The sequence below is a fragment of the Cellulophaga omnivescoria genome (assembly GCF_027915275.1).
Taxonomy (GTDB): Bacteria; Bacteroidota; Bacteroidia; order Flavobacteriales; family Flavobacteriaceae; genus Cellulophaga; species Cellulophaga omnivescoria.
Genome location: NZ_CP115819.1, coordinates 1,963,273 through 1,979,707 on the forward strand (window position 1 = coordinate 1,963,273; position 16,435 = coordinate 1,979,707).

Sequence of the window (16,435 nt, forward strand, 5' to 3'; positions counted from 1 at the left end):
AAAAAATAATATACTACAATGAGTAAAGAGTTTTTAACAAGCATTGTTTACGGAGCATTAGTTATTTGGTTTATTTTTTCCGTGTATTACATATTGCGGTTATGGTATAGAAAAACAACAAAATCATTTAATGCTTACCTATATAGTTCTATACCGTCAATATTTACCACAATTGGAATTCTAGGTACTTTTGGTGGAATATACTTGGGTTTAAAAAGCTTTAACGTTAATGAAATAGAAAGTAGTATACCGATGTTGTTAGAAGGAATGAAACTTGCCTTTCTTACCTCTATAATCGGTATCATTTTATCTTTGATATTTAGAGTTTTTTGTCAGTTGATACTGCGTACAGTAGAGCTTGGAGAACCGCCAAAGCAGACTAGTGAATTATCAGCTTTAAATGAAATTTTAGAAGTCTTAAAATCTACTAAAACAGAAGCTAATTCAAATTTTAACAAACTAAATAGCGCTTTAATCGGAGAAACAGAAACTAGTCTTTCTACGCAGATAGTTAAACTACGAAACCAAACTGTAGATACTCTGAAAGAGCAAGAAAATCAAAGTGTTTTGTTAGATAAAATTCAAGTTTCACTAATTGGTGATGAAGAAGTAAGTCTACTAACACAATTAGAAAAATTAAGAGGACAGTTTACTGATAATTACAAAGAGCAAAAGGAACAAAAGGAATCTTTAAATATAATTAAAGATACTCTTGGAGGTGAAAATGAAAATAGCATTTTACACCAAATGAAAAGTATTAAAACGGAACAACAAGCGACTACAAAATCATTAGCAAGTAAGTTTGATGAGTTTGGTGAAATTTTAAAAAAGAATAATACAGAGGCCCTTGTTGATGTTATGAAAAGCGTAACAAAGACATTTAATGATCAAATGACAGAATTAATACAAAAATTAGTTCAAGAAAATTTCAAAGAGTTAAATAACAGTGTTCAAAACTTAAATGATTGGCAAAAAGGAAATAAAGAAATGATTTCATCTTTAACAAATCAATTTAAGTCTGTTTCTAATGATTTTGAGATAGCAGCAACATCATTAAAAGAAATTACAGGCAATACAAATAGGCTAATTGATGACAATAGTCAATTATCTAAATTAATTAAAGAATTGCAGAGTGTTTTAATTGATGATACCAAATTTCAGGATATTATTACAAAACTTGAAACTTCTATTAATACGATAAAGACCAATACTGAAACCTTTGATGAAACAACAAATAAGCTTAATGAATGGATATTAAAGGAAAATAATTTTAAGGAATCTATTGATGTTTTGCTTATTAGATTAAAAGAAATTGAAGAAATAAAGGATATAAATGGTGAGTTTTGGAAAAATACTAAAACTAATATGGAAGAAGGAGTATCTATAATAAGTAATTCCTCTGTTGAGTTGAGAAATAATTTAGATAATATTTCAGAGGAGTTTACTGTTCAGTTAAATCAAACATTAACCAGTTTAGATGAGTTAATCCAGCGTCTAATTGAAAAAGCTAGGACATAATGAAAGAAAATTCAGATAACAATTGGGTCTCTTTTTCCGATATTATGACAGTATTGATGATAATATTTTTATTTATTTCCATTTCATATATGATGCAAGTAAAAAAGGCACAAACTCAAAGGGATGAGATATTTGAAGAATTTAAAGCTACTAAAGAGGAACTTTACAGTGAGTTAAACTCTGTTTTTAAAGAAGATTTTGAAAAATGGGAAGTTCAATTAGATAAAGATTTGTCAATTAAGTTTACAAATCCAGATGTTTTATTTCAATCTGGAAGAACTAATATAAGACCTTATTTCTCTAAAATATTGAATAAATTTTTACCTAAATATTTTGATGTGATTCTGCAAGACAAATATAAAGATAAAATATCTGAGATTAGAGTAGAGGGACATACAGATGATGTTCCTTCTCCTAGATATGATAGAGATCCTTATATAGCCAATACTTTGCTTTCTCAAAAAAGGTCTTCAGAAGTAATTAAGCATTTTAGGAAAATGGAATACTTTAAGAAATTACCATCTAAAAAAGTTGTTCTACTTGAATATTTATTAACGGCCAATGGTTTGTCGTATGGTAGGACAGTTGATGATGATGGAAACTTAACTATAATTACTAATAAACCTGTTAATAAAGAAAAATCAAGAAGGGTAGAATTTAGAATAATTACAACAAGTGATAAATTAATTGATAAGGTTCTAAAAGACTTAGAAAAATAGATGGAATTAATCAAATTTAATATATCACATAGTTATTTAGACTCTATTGGAGTCCCTCGATTAAAGCAGTATAACAGTAATGTTTTAATAGATAAAATTGATTTTACCGAACAGGAAAATGATGGTAATATTGATTGGAGGGAAAATGGTGTTTTTTTTAATGTTCACGGAAACTTTCAACGAGGCTTTATGTATATTAAACATCCTAATATAGAGCGATATGGACTTCCCAAATTCCATTTACTAGAATGTCAAGCAATTATAAGTCAAAAGCAGAATGGTAGGTTTCATAATCATTACTTTTGGTCTAATTCTCCTAGCGTAACGCTAACCGATAGGGAAACAAATAAAATATATAAAAATAAAGAGTTGAAGCTATGCGGAAATTGTAGCAGACTTATTAGAGAAAGAACGAAGGAAGAAATATCCAATACAGATGAGTTTCATAAGTTATTAGATATTAACGATAACGAGATAGCTACCAATACTGGTGAAACAAGAATAGATATTCAAGGTAGGCCATTTAATTGGCGTGCAATATCCAGAGCGTATAGAGAACAGCAAAATTATACTTGCGAATGCTGTGGTTTTGGTGGGGATGATTTATTAAATAACTATGATAAACGTTATATACACACGCATCACATTGATGGTTATGCATTACTAAATACTCATAGAAATAATTTAAAATCTCTTTGTGTACTGTGCCACTGCAAAGAGGATGAACATCATGAGTCTAATTTTGAAAAACCACGATTAAAACTTGAATTAGATTCTTTTGTTACTAAATACAGAGATGTCTTAATAAGAATTAAAAATCCATACATCAATGATTACATTATTGATGAAACTACCTAACCTTTTTGCTTTTAAGATATATTATTAATTCACAAACTTAAATTATGGAAAACCCTTTTGATTTAATTATGGAAAAATTAGAGTTGATAGAAACAAAAGTAGATTCTATTCAAAATCAGCTGGATGAAGCTGGTAATTCTAGCTTAAAACTTATGGGGACAAAAGAGGTGGCTGATTACCTAGGTTTTGCAAAAGGTACTATTTATGGCTTAGTGTATCAACGTAAAATACCTGTTATAAAAAAAGGAAGCAAATTATTTTTTTCCAAGAAAGATATAGATAAATGGTTAATTAAGAACAAGCAATTAACAACAGAAGAATTAAATGAGAAAGCTAATAGTTATCTCATAAAAAATCCTTTGTTTTAAAATACAAAAAGAACTAATATTACTTATTATTACAAAATTTTTTATATACCCTCACAAATTATAATGGCAAAAACTAAAAATACCTTTGAGCAAGACTTGTTTAAAGCAGCAGATAAATTGCGTAAAAACATAGACGCTGCCGAGTACAAACACGTAGTTCTCGGACTTATCTTTTTAAAATACATTTCAGAATCTTTTGATGAATTGTATCAAAAATTAGAAGCAGACGAATATTCAGACGCAGAAGATAGAGACGAGTACATTGCCGAAAACACCTTTTTTGTGCCTAAACTAGCACGCTGGAGTCATATTCACGCGCAAGCCAAATTACCAAGCATCGGTCAAATCATAGACGAAGCTATGGATGCGGTAGAAAAAGAAAACAAAGAGCTTAAAAATGTATTACCTCAAGTTTATGGTAAAGCCAATTTAGATAAAACCGCTTTAGGCGAACTCATCGATTTAATATCGAATACCGAGTTACAAGCCGAAAACGAAAACTCTAAAGACTTGTTTGGTCGCGTGTACGAGTACTTTTTAGGCGAATTTGCCAATGCCGAAGGTAAAAAAGGCGGACAATTCTACACGCCAAAAGCCATTGTAAAGCTCATGGTAGAAATGATAGAACCCTACAAAGGACGTATTTACGATCCTGCGTCTGGTTCTGGTGGTATGTTTATTATGTCTGAAAAGTTTGTTACTGCTCACTCTGGTAATATTAAAGACATAACCGTATACGGACAAGAAAGCAACCAAACCACTTGGAAACTCTCGCGTATGAACCTTGCCATACGTAACATTAACAGCAAGTTTGTGGCTTGGAACACCGAAGGTTCTTTTCTTAAAGATGCACACCCAGATTTAAAAGCAGATTATATACTAGCCAATCCACCATTTAACCAAAAAGAATGGGGCATAGACATTTTACAAGATGATGCACGTTGGCAATATGGCACACCACCAAACGGTAATGCCAATTTTGGGTGGATGCAACACATGTTGTACCATTTATCGCCACGTGGCGTTATGGGAACCGTTTTAGCTAATGGCTCTTTAAGTTCTAACACCTCTGGTGAAGGCGATATCCGTAAAGCCTTAGTAGAAGCTGGTTTGGTAGAGTGTATCGTCGCCTTACCAAAACAACTGTTTTATAACACAGGTATTCCTGCTTGTATTTGGTACTTGCGTAGAGGTAGAACCAACACCAACGAAGTATTGTTTATCGATGCCTCAGAAATGGGCTTTATGAAAAGCCGAGTACACCGCGATTTTACAGAAGAAGACATTGCTAAGATAACAGACACCTATTTAAATTGGAAAAAAGAAGGTGATTACCAAGACATAAAAGGCTACTGCAAAGCTGCAACCTTAGACGCCATACGCAAACACAACCACGTACTCACACCAGGACGTTATGTTGGTATACCAGACGAAGAAGACGATGGCATCCCATTTGAAACCAAAATGGCAGACCTTACCGCAACCTTGCAACAACAAATGCAAGAAGAGGAAGCGCTTAACCAAGAGATTAAAACACAACTGGCTAATATTGGATTTACATTATGAGTAGTGTAGAGGATAAATTGCCTGATGGTTGGGTGGAAACTACTTTAAATGAAGTAGCACAAATAAACCCAAGAGAATCAATAAAAAAAGGAGATATAAAAACCAATATTCCAATGGCTTGTATTGATTCCTTTTCAAAAAAAATATATTCCTTTGATAAAAAAACTTTTAAAGGAGGGACAAAGTTTAGAAATGGAGATACATTATTAGCAAGAATTACACCTTGTTTAGAAAATGGTAAAACTGCCTATGTTGATATTTTAGAAGAAGACGAGATTGGTTTTGGTTCTACAGAATATATTGTAATTCGTGAAATAGATAATAAAAGTGATAAACAATTTTTATATTATTTATCTATTTCACCACATTTTCGAGAAGTTGCAATTAAAGCAATGACTGGAACATCAGGAAGACAAAGAGTTCAAACAGATGTTTTAGTTAATAAGCTTTTCAATCTTCCACCAATCCAAGAACAAAAAGCCATAGCCAAAGTCTTAACCGCTTTTGATGATAAAATAGAAAACCTACGCGCACAAAACCAAACCTTAGAGCAAACCGCACAAACTATTTTTAAAGAGTGGTTTGGTAAATACCAAGTTGGTGATGAGTTACCAGATGGTTGGCATTCAATAAAAATAAAGGATTTTGATGCAATTGTAACTGATTACGTTGCTAATGGAAGTTTTGCATCTTTAGCTGAAAATGTTAACTACAAACAAGAGCCTGATTATGCTAAACTAATTCGGTTGACAGATTTTAATAGAGATTTTAATGGAGATTTTGTTTATGTAGATAAGAAAGCATACGAATTTTTAAGTAAATCAAAATTAGAAAGAGATGATATAATAATATCTAATGTAGGAGCTTATGCAGGAACAGTATTTAAGTGTCCTGATTTAAATTATCCTATGACTTTAGGTCCAAATGCAATAGTTGTAAAATCAAATTTCAATAATTTTTTCTATTTATTATTTACTAGTAGGTTTGGAAAGCATATGTTAAATTCAATAATAACTGGAAGTGCTCAACCAAAATTTAATAAAACATCTTTTAGAAACTTAGAATTGCATTTAAATCTAGAGTATTTAGAAAAATTTGAATTAATGATTTCCGTATTTATGGAAAAGATTAATTCAAATAAAAAACAAATCCAAGCCTTAACAAAGACCAGAGACGCTTTATTACCTAAGTTAATGCGTGGCGAGATTAGGGTTAATGGGTTTAAAAAGTAATTAGGATAAATAAAACTAAATAATGGCAATAGAAGTAACAGGTAAACAAATAGCTAGCGATAAAATAACCATAAAAGACGTCTTTGCAGAAGATATGTGGTTTTCTATACCAGATTATCAAAGACCTTATGTTTGGGGAGAAGATCAAATAAGTTCTTTATTAGACGATGTGGCACACTCTGCCCTAAACACACCAGATAGTCAATACTTTTTAGGCTCGTTAGTATTACATACAGAGCCAAAACAAAACGGTAATACAAATTATCAAGAAAATAGTGTTTTAGATGGACAACAACGTTTAACTACTTTATACCTATTGCAAGCTGTAGTTAGAGATTTAGCAACAGATAGTAGGTTAAAAGCTACTTGTGCAAAAGCTATTTTTCAAGAAGGCAATCCTTACGATGGTATTCCGGAGCGATTACGTATTGAATTTGCTATTCGTAAAGAGGTTGAAGAATTTATTAATACATACATTAAACAAGAAGGCGGTACATTAAAAAAAGAAGAATTATTAAAACTAGTCAATAATTCTAAAAATGTATCAGTCAGAAATATGGCAAATGCTATATTAATAATTACCAAATGGTTTACAACGGAAGAGAACTTAAACATTGATACTTTTTTTCCATACTTACGTCAATATGTCATTTTAGTTTACGTATCTAGTAGCGAGCTAGAAGATGCTTATAGACTGTTTACAGTTTTAAATGATAGAGGAATAAAACTTAGAAATAGCGATATTTTAAAAGCGCAAAACCTAAAAGAAGTTAGTACAGAAACAAAAAAAGCAGAATACGCAAAATATTGGGAAGAATTAGAAGGCGAATTGGAAGAAGACTTTGATTTGTTCTTATCGTATATCAGAACCATTTTAGTAAAAGAAAAAGCAAGACATAATTTATTAAAAGAGTTTGATGATAATATTTACAATCCTAAAAAGTATAATTACACCACTAAAAAACAAGAAAAAGCACCTGCACTATTAAAACGTGGTGATGAGACGTTTGATATTATTAAAAAATATAAAACGCATTTTGATGTCATTTTTAGTGGTAATAATCATCATATAAATAACAATTGGGCTTTTGATAATTTAGTAAAAGTAATGCAAGATACTGCCTTGTCTGATATTTGGGTGCCACCATTATTGGTGTATCGTGAGAATTTTGAAGAGGATAAAATTTTCAATTTTCTAATTTTATTAGATAATAAGTTTTCTGGAGATTGGATAGCACGTGAGACACCTACTACTAGAATTGAAGGAATGAATGCTATCATTAAAAAAATAGAAGAAATTAATGCTTTAGCAGATTTGTCTAAAGAAGAGAAAATAAAGCTTTTATTTGAAGACGGTGTTTTTACTTTTAATTCAGCTAACTTTTTATTAGATATTGAAGAGCATACTATTTATGGAAGACGTTTTGCACGATATATTTTAAGAAAAATAGATTTCTTATTAGACGCACCTTTGTATTCAGAAAAAAGAAGTTCTTATAATGAAATGTCGGTAGAGCATATTTTACCTCAAAATCCACAAGATACAAGTCAATGGGTTCAGGATTTTACACCAGAAGAACGTGAAGAGTGGACGCATAAATTGGGTAATCTAGTCTTAATAAGTAGAAGAAAAAATGCTGGACAAGGTCGCTTAGACTTTTCACTAAAAAAAGCAAAGTATTTTAATAACAGTATTGAGTCTTTTCCTAATTCATTACAAATTATGCAGAAAGACCAATGGACAATTGATGAGCTTAAAGAAAACCATGCCCAATTAATTCAAAAAATTAAATCGCATTATAAAATATAGTTGTTATGCTTAACGAAGACAAAATAGAACAAGCCTTTATAGACCAATTAGTTGGTCAAGGGTATACGTATTATTATGGTCCAGACATTGCACCTTATAGCGATAACCCACAACGAGAAGGTTTTGAGTCTGTATTGTTAGAGCAACAATTAAAAAATGCATTACAACAATTAAATCCAGACGTTCCAGAATCTGCTAGAGTAGAAGCGTATCAAAAAATAGTAAATCTAGGTACACAAGACCTTATGGAAAACAACGAGCGTTTCCATACCTTGTTAACCAATGGTGTCACCGTAGAGTTTAACAAAGAAGGAAGAACCAAAGGCATTAATGTAAAACTACTAGATGTTGTAAACCCAGAGAATAACCAGTTTTGGGTAGTTAATCAATTAGTAGTTAAAGAAAACAACAACGAAAAACGCTTTGATGTAGTTGTTTACATCAACGGTTTACCTTTAGTATTTGTAGAACTTAAAAATGCCACAGACGAGAACGCAACCGTTAAAAAAGCATATCAACAAATACAAAACTATAAAACAGCAGTACCAAGTATTTTTTATTACAATAGCATTTGTGTTATTAGTGATGGTATAGACGCCAAAACCTCTAGTGTATCTGCACCTTTTTCTCGATTTTTATCTTGGAAAGCGCCAATAAAAACAGAAAACGACCCAAGAACAGAATTACAAATTCTAACCGAGTTCATGCTTAACAAAAAAACGTTGGTAGAGTTAATTCGCTACTGTACGGTTTTTGAGCAAGAAGAAAAAAAGGATGAGAAGACAGGTTTAATTTTTCAAGTTAAAATTAAAAAAGTTGCGGCTTACCATCAATATTACGCCGTACAAAAAGCAGTAGCGCAAACTATTAGAGCTACAAATAGTGAAGATGGCGACCGTAAAGTAGGTGTAGTTTGGCATACCCAAGGTTCTGGTAAGTCCTTATCTATGGTGTTTTACTCAGGGCAAATAGTAACGCACCCACAAATGGAAAACCCAACCATTGTGGTACTAACAGATAGAAACGATTTAGACGACCAACTCTTTGCTACCTTTGGGAATTGCAAAGAATTACTAAGGCAAACACCTGTACAAGCGCAAAGTAGAGGCCACATAAAAGAATTATTAAATGTGTCTGGAGGTGGCGTTATTTTTACAACCATTCAAAAATTCTCGCCAGAAGAAGGCAATGTGTTTGATACCTTATCAGAACGTACAAATATTGTTGTAGTTGCGGATGAGGCACACCGCAGTCAGTACGGTTTTAAAGCACGCGTTGTAGATGTAGAAGAAGGCTCAGAAATTAGATATGGTAATGCTAAGTATTTACGCGATGCCTTACCAAAAGCATCTTATATAGGTTTTACAGGCACACCGATAGAAAAGGAAGATAAATCTACACCAGCAGTTTTTGGAGAGTACATAGATGTGTACGATATAAAACAAGCAGTAGACGATGGCGCAACAGTACCTATTAGTTACGAGTCGCGTTTAGTGAAGATTAAACTCAATGAAGAAGTTACCAAATCTATAGATGCACAAATAGATGCTATTGAAGGCGCAAGCGAAGAGCAAATAGAAAAAGCAAAAACCAAAAGTGCTGCGATAGAAAAAATTATAGGTAAAGATGATAGATTAAAAGATATTGCAACAGACTTAGTGTCGCATTTTGAAGCACGACAACAAGTGTTTGAAGGCAAAGCGATGATTGTGAGTATGAGTCGTAAAATTTGTGCAAAACTCTACAACGAGATTATTGCTTTGCGTCCGGATTGGCATCACAACGATTTAGACAAAGGCGCTATTAAAGTCATTATGACAAGTACCAGTGATGATGAAGCCGTACTGCAACCGCATCATACTACGAAGTCGCAACGAAAAATGTTAGCTGCACGTATAAAAGACCCAAACGACCCTTTGCAAATGGTTATTGTTAGAGATATGTGGTTGACAGGTTTTGATGCACCAAACTTGCATACCATGTATATCGATAAAAAGATGCAAGGTGCTAACTTAATGCAAGCCATTGCACGTGTAAACCGTGTCTATAAAGACAAACCAGGCGGATTAATAGTTGATTATATAGGTATAGGTCAAGATTTGCGTAATGCCATGGCAACCTATTTACAAAGTGGAGGTGAAGGCACACCTATTGTTGACATAAAAGAAGCTATTGCGGGTATGTTAGAAAAGTTTGAAGTGGTCGAGCAGCAATTTAACGGTTTCGGTTTTAAAGCCTATTTTAAAGCTGAAACTAATAATAAACTTCAAATTTTATTGGGTGCACAAAACTTTATCTTACAAAGTGAAGACCTCAAAAATAGATTTTTAAAAGAAGTAACGCTACTTTCTAAGTTGTTTGCGATGTCTATTCCTAGTCCGCAAGCCGATAACATCAAAGATGAGGTGGCATTTTTTCAAGCGGTAAAATCTAGAATAAATAAATTCACAGGTAATAGTACAAAGTCAGACTTTGAAGTAGAAACAGCCATTAAACAAATTGTAGACGATGCATTGTCTAGCGAAGGCGTTATAGATGTATTTGAAGCGGCAGGAATAAAAGCACCATCCGTTGGTATATTATCGGATGAGTTTTTATTGGAAGTGAAAAACATGCAACAAAAAAATGTAGCTTTTGAATTACTTAAAAAATTATTAAGTGATGAAGTTCGCGTACGCAAAACTAAAAACATAGTACAAGGGAAACGATTTTCCGAAATGTTAGAATCTGTAGTTAAGCGTTATCATAATAACCAAATAGATTCGGCACAAGTTCTTGCAGAACTATCCGCAATAGCAAAAGATATGCGCTTAGAAGATAAAAAAAGTGACGAACTAGGCTTAACACCAGAAGAATATGCCTTCTATTCCGTACTATCAGAGAACAGATCTACGAGTTTTTTAGATGACGATAAGATGAAAGAGTTAATACATACTATTGTGGACGTGGTTAGGAACAACGCAACGGTAGATTGGAGCAAACGAGACGATGTAAGGGCTAAATTAAGGTTAACAGTAAAGAAAATATTAATGCGCTATGGCTATCCGCCAGATGTTGCAAAAATGGAAGCTGATAAAGTGCTAGTGCAAAGTGAATTACTGGCTGAAATTTTTACTGGAACAAATTAGTTTTTTTAAAGTATAGTTAGCAGTATCTATAACCTGAGCTGAGCAAATTCTTATTCTATTCTTTTCTATTAAAGAGGTGAGTTTTGATAGTATCTATCGAGTTTCCAGTTTCCAGTTTCCAAATTATCTATTCCAAAGTTTTGATACATATCCTTTAGATAAACCAAAAATTTTAGTAATATCTGTTTGCGTAGCTTTATTTTTCTTAGCCCTTTTGATTAATTCCTTTAAAAAATGTTTTTCATTTATTTCGGTTGCTTTATGTGACAGAATAGTTTTAAAATTTAGAAAATAAAATTCATTCATAGAAATTGCGAGTTCTACACTTTCTTTGGTAATTTTTGATTGATAGTTTTTGTTTTTTGAATTTTTTAAAAGATGAGTTATTAGAACTAATTTGTATATGTTAATTTGCATTTTTGCATTGTATTCCTTTTCTTGTATAGGTAGTGTCAGTTCCTTGTCTATTAACTTTTGTATGTAATTGTACATTAATTCATCAGCATCTTTGTTGAGCAATATTTCTAACGAGGTATTTTCATCCTCAATAGCGCGTCTATATTTTAATAAATTATTCAGTGCCTCATTGTAATTTATTAATACTTCATTTGAAACTTTGTTTCTAGACAGTTTGTTATTATTAGTTAATTTAGTTGTATACAAAATACGATCTATAAAACCACTTTCTAAATTGCCATCAGCAAAAAGTTTATTAATAAATTGAGTTTGTAATGATCCTAAAAGTGAAGGACATGATTTTTTTAATCTATAGCTTTCAGTTGTTTTTCTACCAATGTCTATATGTTGATTAGTATTTCCCTGAAGGAAAAATGTTCTCCAATCTTTGCCATCATTACTGTTTTTACTTGCCATTTTTTCAATTAAGAAAGATAGCTCATCAATATATATACCTATCGAATAAGGATTTTTGCAATGGGTATACATTGCCGCTTCAATGGTTGCATTTTGTATTAATAATTGTTTTCTATTATTTTGCTCCAAAGGCATACTATTAGATTCAAGAGCCTTCTTCTCCTTCATATATTTGTCGTACTCATTATTGTCATATCTGTTAAGTGGTTCGGTAGCTAAGCTCATAGCAGGGGATTTAATATCTCCTCTATTTCCAATTATGGCAAAATACAAATTACTGTGATTGGTAAATCCATTATGTTTTATTTTGAAAGCTAAACCTGAAGCATTACAGTAAGCAAACAATATAGAACTAAATAAATATTCTTTTGGAATACGTCTATGTGTAAATGATTCTTCAATTATATGACTGATTTCTGATGGTAACTTAGAAATTATGCTTTCCAAGAGTTCTAACGCTAATGTCTTATTACTTGGTTCTTTTACCGACTCAATTTCTTTATAGCTCATTAATAAAATTATTTAATTGTTTTGTAATAAGCTCATCGGCTTCCTTAGCTTCCCAAGCATCTTTTAAGAGGAGGTCATTAAAATTATATTGCGATAATATGGAATTTAACTTCTCTAAATTTGTTAATTTAACATCTTCCGTCATAAGAGCTGGATGCGTATGAATATCTATACCAGCCTTTTTTATCACTTTGTATTTATATTGGTAATTAATTACACTGATAAAATTTTCTAATATGATATTGTAAGGCGTATTTAGTATGTGATGTAACTCTGAATGAGGTATTGAGCAACCAATCGTTGCGTCATATTTTTGCACTAAAAGTCCTAAATTATATGTGTATAATTTTTTAAAACCTGGGTTCAACGATATGTTCTTATCCATAGTTTTATTTACATACTTTATTATACAGTTGAATGCCTTAATATCATTATCTGTTACCCTAAAGTTATTATTTTGTTCTAGTCTTTTGCTAAGACTATTAATAGCATTGTGAAGATTCATAAATTCCTGATTATTTAAATTGGTTCATTTTTTTAAGAGCTAATAAGATTTCACTCTTTTTGTATCTCACTTTAGTGCCAATTCTGTATGCAGGAATTATATTATCTTTTGAATATTTCCACAAAGTAACAAGAGAGATGGACAACATTTCAGCTGTTTCTTCTCTTGTAAGAAGTTTTTCTGAGTCAATATTATTTTTATTGTCATCATCTAATGCCCTCTTTAATTGTAGAACTATTTGAGGGATAAAATCCGAAGATTGTGTGTTTTCAATTTGAAGAATTTGTTTTTTCATTACCTTATAATTTTCGATTTATAAGGCGAATTTATACACTATTTAATTTGATTTAATTTTTTGGGTTACCCAAGTTAACGCCCAAATTTATTAATTGTTTTTCTACATTAACAAAATCATCAGATAGCCCCTTTTTATTATAATGAGTTCTAGAATCCAATACATCAATAGCTTTTCTAAGGGTATCTTTATGAGAATCAATTAATAAAGTTAATATTTCTGCCTTTTTGTTATTAGTAAATTGATGCCATTTAGGACTTTCAATAATCATATTAATTAAAATAATTTTTTGAACAGAATTATCCAACTTCCTTAAAGGTTTTTGCTCTAGTACTATTCTTTTTGAGTTCTCTTTTATCATTTTAATTTCTCTTTGACAGTATTCATAAATTAAATACTTTTTGTAGTCCTTTTCAAATTTAACGAAGAATTCATTCTCTTCTAATTCTAAGTTAGAATAATCATAATCGTATCTCCCAGTAATCCACCCTAATTGAACTTCTGAAGTTACTTGCATCATGTCATATTTCACTGCGGGCCCAATAGATAGTTCATTATCATTACTATTTTTAAAATAAAGAATGTCAAGAGTAGGTAGGTCAAATAAATTTAATGTGTCAATTTCTGATGTCAGATAACTTAATTTTTCCTCATTTGTATTTAATGATTTTAGTTTAAATTGAATTCTATTGGTTGCATTATCTATTAGATATCCTTTTCCGACTGCTGAATATTCACAAATTTTATAAAAAATTTCCTCACTAAAAATGTGACTTAAGCTGATTATATCTTTTTTAAGCTTGTAGATTTTGTTTAAAATAAAAGGCTCTTTGTCAAAATCTGAAAGATCTATATTATCAAAAGATACACAATTAAATTTCATAAAATTAACGCATCCTTCAGGGGCAAAATAAAATATGTCTTTTTCTAAGCACCATCTAATTTTTTCTGAAGTTTTCAATTTTTCAAATTCATTTGATGAAATGAGATTATGAAAATAGTATTTATCCATTATCAAGTATTTTTTGGTTATTCCAATAATCGCTTAGCATTTTTATATGTTCATCTTCTGATGCTTTAATGTATACTAAAAACTGTTTTGTGCTTTTATGACCTGTGGCCTTCATAATTATTGAGGGATCAAACCCTTCTAAAAATAAGTTAGTAGCCAAACTACGTCTGCATATATGGCTACTAACTAATTGATGTTTCGGATAAATTCCTAGAGTTTTTTTCTTAGCGTTCTTTTTTAATCCAGAGCCATATGTGGGTGTATCAATTTTCGCCTCTTTGCACACCTCCTTAATGTATTTATTGAACTTTTGATCTGAAATTTTATCAGGTAATTTTCCTTTCCTTTTTTTAAGGATAGCTTCAAATTGTGGGTGTATCGGAATTGTTAAGTTTTGGTTGGTCTTAGTTGTTGTTATATTAATAACATTATCTAAAATGTTTTTCTTTTCAATTTTCAATAAATCACTTATACGTAACCCTGTTCTAAGGCCAATAATGAAAAGGTCTCTAGCATTGTTAAGGCGCTGTGAATGACTGAAGTCAAAGTTGTAAATTTTATTTATTTCAGATTCATTTAAATAAGTGTCGAAGGTTTCATTTTTAGGGACATCAAATTGAGGACTCTTGAATTGCGGGCTAATCTTAAATCCTTCTAATTCTATTTCTCTACAGAAAGTTTTAATTCTAGAGATTAAATTACCAATTGAATTATTATTTAGCTTTTCAATGTCTCTACAATATGTAATAAATTCTCTGTGAAAATCTAAATCTATATCCTCAAATCGATATTGTGTTTTTTGATGTGCCTCAAATGCAACAAGTTTATTGAGGGCTGATTTATAATTCTGTATTGATCTTTGTTTAAGGTGCTGCCCTCTATGTAATCTGTTTGGGGCATTTTTTACATATCTCTTGACCCAAGGTGCGAAGTATAGTTTATATTCTTCATTTTTATCTACTCTCCCAAAGAAGTTAGCAACACTTTCTTTAAGCCAAGTTTTAGATATGCTTTTGTTGTTGCTATAATCTTGGTTGTACTGGTCAACAATAAAAATTTCTAATTTGTTAAGTTTATCGTTTATAAAATCAAAATTTGTTGCTGATGGTTTTATTTTTAGGCGTTGTTTTTTTTCTGACCAATCTTCAAAACTAACGGTAATTCCAGTTTTTGTTTTTTGATCAATCCTTTTACTGTCCCAAAAGCGCACATAAATACTAACGTATTTTTTTTTACCTCTTATGACGAAATATTTTAAATTCACAACTAAATTTTTGCCGATATTTTGCCGAAAAATAGTTAATTCTATTGAATTTAACTTAATCTTTTTAAACTTATTTTTTAATTAGAACAACTTCAACTCATTAATTATAGGGTGTTTAAGCTATTTTTGGTCTTTTTACCTTTGTTGTACAATTAACGCTAGTGATTCCCACCTCGAGTACAATAAAAAAAGCCTTGATAGTGATATCAAGGCTTTTTAAGTTTTAAGATTTATTCTGTTATAAAAATTAAAGATTTTTTATAGTTGTCTTTGTCTCCACTAGCAAATACCATTCTTTTTTCTGTAAGCTCTATAAGTTGTAAGCTAAAAGAAGTGCTTTTAACAAGATTGTTGGTAATTTCACCTCTTATCATTGTTGCAAACAAATGCCCTTCATCTTCATAAAACCTATATTCTGCTTCAGCAATTTCGTTATCTCCGTAATAACAATTTTCTAACCCAGCTACTATTTCAATAATTCCGTTTGGCTTAAAAGTGTAAATGTCATCTACAAGACAATCATTTTGTTCACTTTTTTGCTTGGAATTGTAATCAATAAAATATGCTTCTAATTTCCAGGTTTTAGAGCTGTTATTGTGCATAATACTTAAATCTTCTGTTGAGTATAGTTCTTGACTGGCATTATCATCATCACTACTGCAAGAAGTGGTAATTATTAAAATTAATAGTGATAAGATTGATAATTTAAAGTTATTCATAAAATAAGATTTTTTGTTCTGTGTCTTTCAACCAATTATTATACCACTTATGTTTTTG

At 31.1% G+C, this 16,435-nt stretch carries 14 protein-coding genes; 8 read left to right on the forward strand and 6 right to left on the reverse strand.

What is annotated here, in order from left to right; genetic code table 11:
* The first annotated feature begins 18 nt into the window (after positions 1-18).
* The 8 genes from PBN93_RS08750 to PBN93_RS08785 all read left to right on the forward strand — a co-directional run bounded on the left by PBN93_RS08750 (position 19) and on the right by PBN93_RS08785 (position 11,199).
* On the forward strand, positions 19-1,518 hold the full coding sequence (locus PBN93_RS08750) for a MotA/TolQ/ExbB proton channel family protein (protein WP_271080452.1): 1,500 nt from the start codon (positions 19-21) through the stop codon (positions 1,516-1,518).
* On the forward strand, positions 1,518-2,237 hold the full coding sequence (locus PBN93_RS08755) for an OmpA/MotB family protein (protein WP_271080453.1): 720 nt from the start codon (positions 1,518-1,520) through the stop codon (positions 2,235-2,237). The genes PBN93_RS08750 and PBN93_RS08755 overlap by 1 nt, the downstream gene beginning before the upstream one ends.
* Before the next feature lie 369 nt (positions 2,238-2,606).
* A complete protein-coding gene (locus PBN93_RS08760) occupies positions 2,607-3,095 on the forward strand; it encodes a hypothetical protein (RefSeq protein ID WP_271080454.1) in 489 nt (162 codons plus the stop codon).
* A gap of 44 nt (positions 3,096-3,139) precedes the next feature.
* The gene (locus PBN93_RS08765; RefSeq protein ID WP_271080455.1) at positions 3,140-3,463 is read left to right on the forward strand and encodes a helix-turn-helix domain-containing protein; all 324 of its coding nucleotides are present in this window, start codon (positions 3,140-3,142) and stop codon (positions 3,461-3,463) included.
* Positions 3,464-3,526: 63 nt separating this feature from the next.
* Complete coding sequence (locus PBN93_RS08770; protein WP_271080456.1) at positions 3,527-5,029, forward strand: class I SAM-dependent DNA methyltransferase; 1,503 nt, start codon at positions 3,527-3,529, stop codon at positions 5,027-5,029.
* Positions 5,026-6,261 (forward strand): restriction endonuclease subunit S, encoded by a 1,236-nt coding sequence (locus tag PBN93_RS08775; RefSeq protein ID WP_271080457.1) that lies wholly within the window; start codon positions 5,026-5,028, stop codon positions 6,259-6,261. Before PBN93_RS08770 ends, PBN93_RS08775 begins: the two co-directional genes overlap by 4 nt.
* A gap of 22 nt (positions 6,262-6,283) precedes the next feature.
* Entirely contained in the window at positions 6,284-8,071 is a 1,788-nt protein-coding gene (locus PBN93_RS08780) for a DUF262 domain-containing protein (RefSeq protein WP_271080458.1), read from the forward strand.
* A 5-nt stretch (positions 8,072-8,076) separates the two neighbouring features.
* Positions 8,077-11,199, forward strand: a complete 3,123-nt coding sequence (locus PBN93_RS08785) for a type I restriction endonuclease subunit R (RefSeq protein ID WP_271080459.1) — start codon at positions 8,077-8,079, stop codon at positions 11,197-11,199.
* A gap of 123 nt (positions 11,200-11,322) precedes the next feature.
* On the opposite strand, the gene PBN93_RS08790 is transcribed toward PBN93_RS08785, so the two are convergent.
* The 6 genes from PBN93_RS08790 to PBN93_RS08815 form a co-directional block, all read right to left on the reverse strand.
* Complete coding sequence (locus tag PBN93_RS08790; RefSeq protein ID WP_271080460.1) at positions 11,323-12,582, reverse strand: DUF3987 domain-containing protein; 1,260 nt, start codon at positions 12,580-12,582, stop codon at positions 11,323-11,325.
* Positions 12,572-12,967: a hypothetical protein gene (locus PBN93_RS08795; RefSeq protein WP_271080461.1), complete on the reverse strand. Its 396-nt coding sequence runs from the start codon at positions 12,965-12,967 to the stop codon at positions 12,572-12,574. Before PBN93_RS08795 ends, PBN93_RS08790 begins: the two co-directional genes overlap by 11 nt.
* 130 nt (positions 12,968-13,097) lie before the next feature.
* A complete protein-coding gene (locus tag PBN93_RS08800) occupies positions 13,098-13,382 on the reverse strand; it encodes a helix-turn-helix domain-containing protein (protein ID WP_271080462.1) in 285 nt (94 codons plus the stop codon).
* 52 nt (positions 13,383-13,434) lie between these two features.
* Positions 13,435-14,394, reverse strand: coding sequence for a hypothetical protein (locus PBN93_RS08805; RefSeq protein WP_271080463.1), 960 nt, complete (start codon positions 14,392-14,394; stop codon positions 13,435-13,437).
* Positions 14,387-15,658 (reverse strand): tyrosine-type recombinase/integrase, encoded by a 1,272-nt coding sequence (locus PBN93_RS08810; RefSeq protein ID WP_271080464.1) that lies wholly within the window; start codon positions 15,656-15,658, stop codon positions 14,387-14,389. The genes PBN93_RS08805 and PBN93_RS08810 overlap by 8 nt, the downstream gene beginning before the upstream one ends.
* A gap of 230 nt (positions 15,659-15,888) precedes the next feature.
* Positions 15,889-16,377, reverse strand: a complete 489-nt coding sequence (locus PBN93_RS08815) for a hypothetical protein (protein ID WP_271080465.1) — start codon at positions 16,375-16,377, stop codon at positions 15,889-15,891.
* Positions 16,378-16,435: the final 58 nt, after the last annotated feature.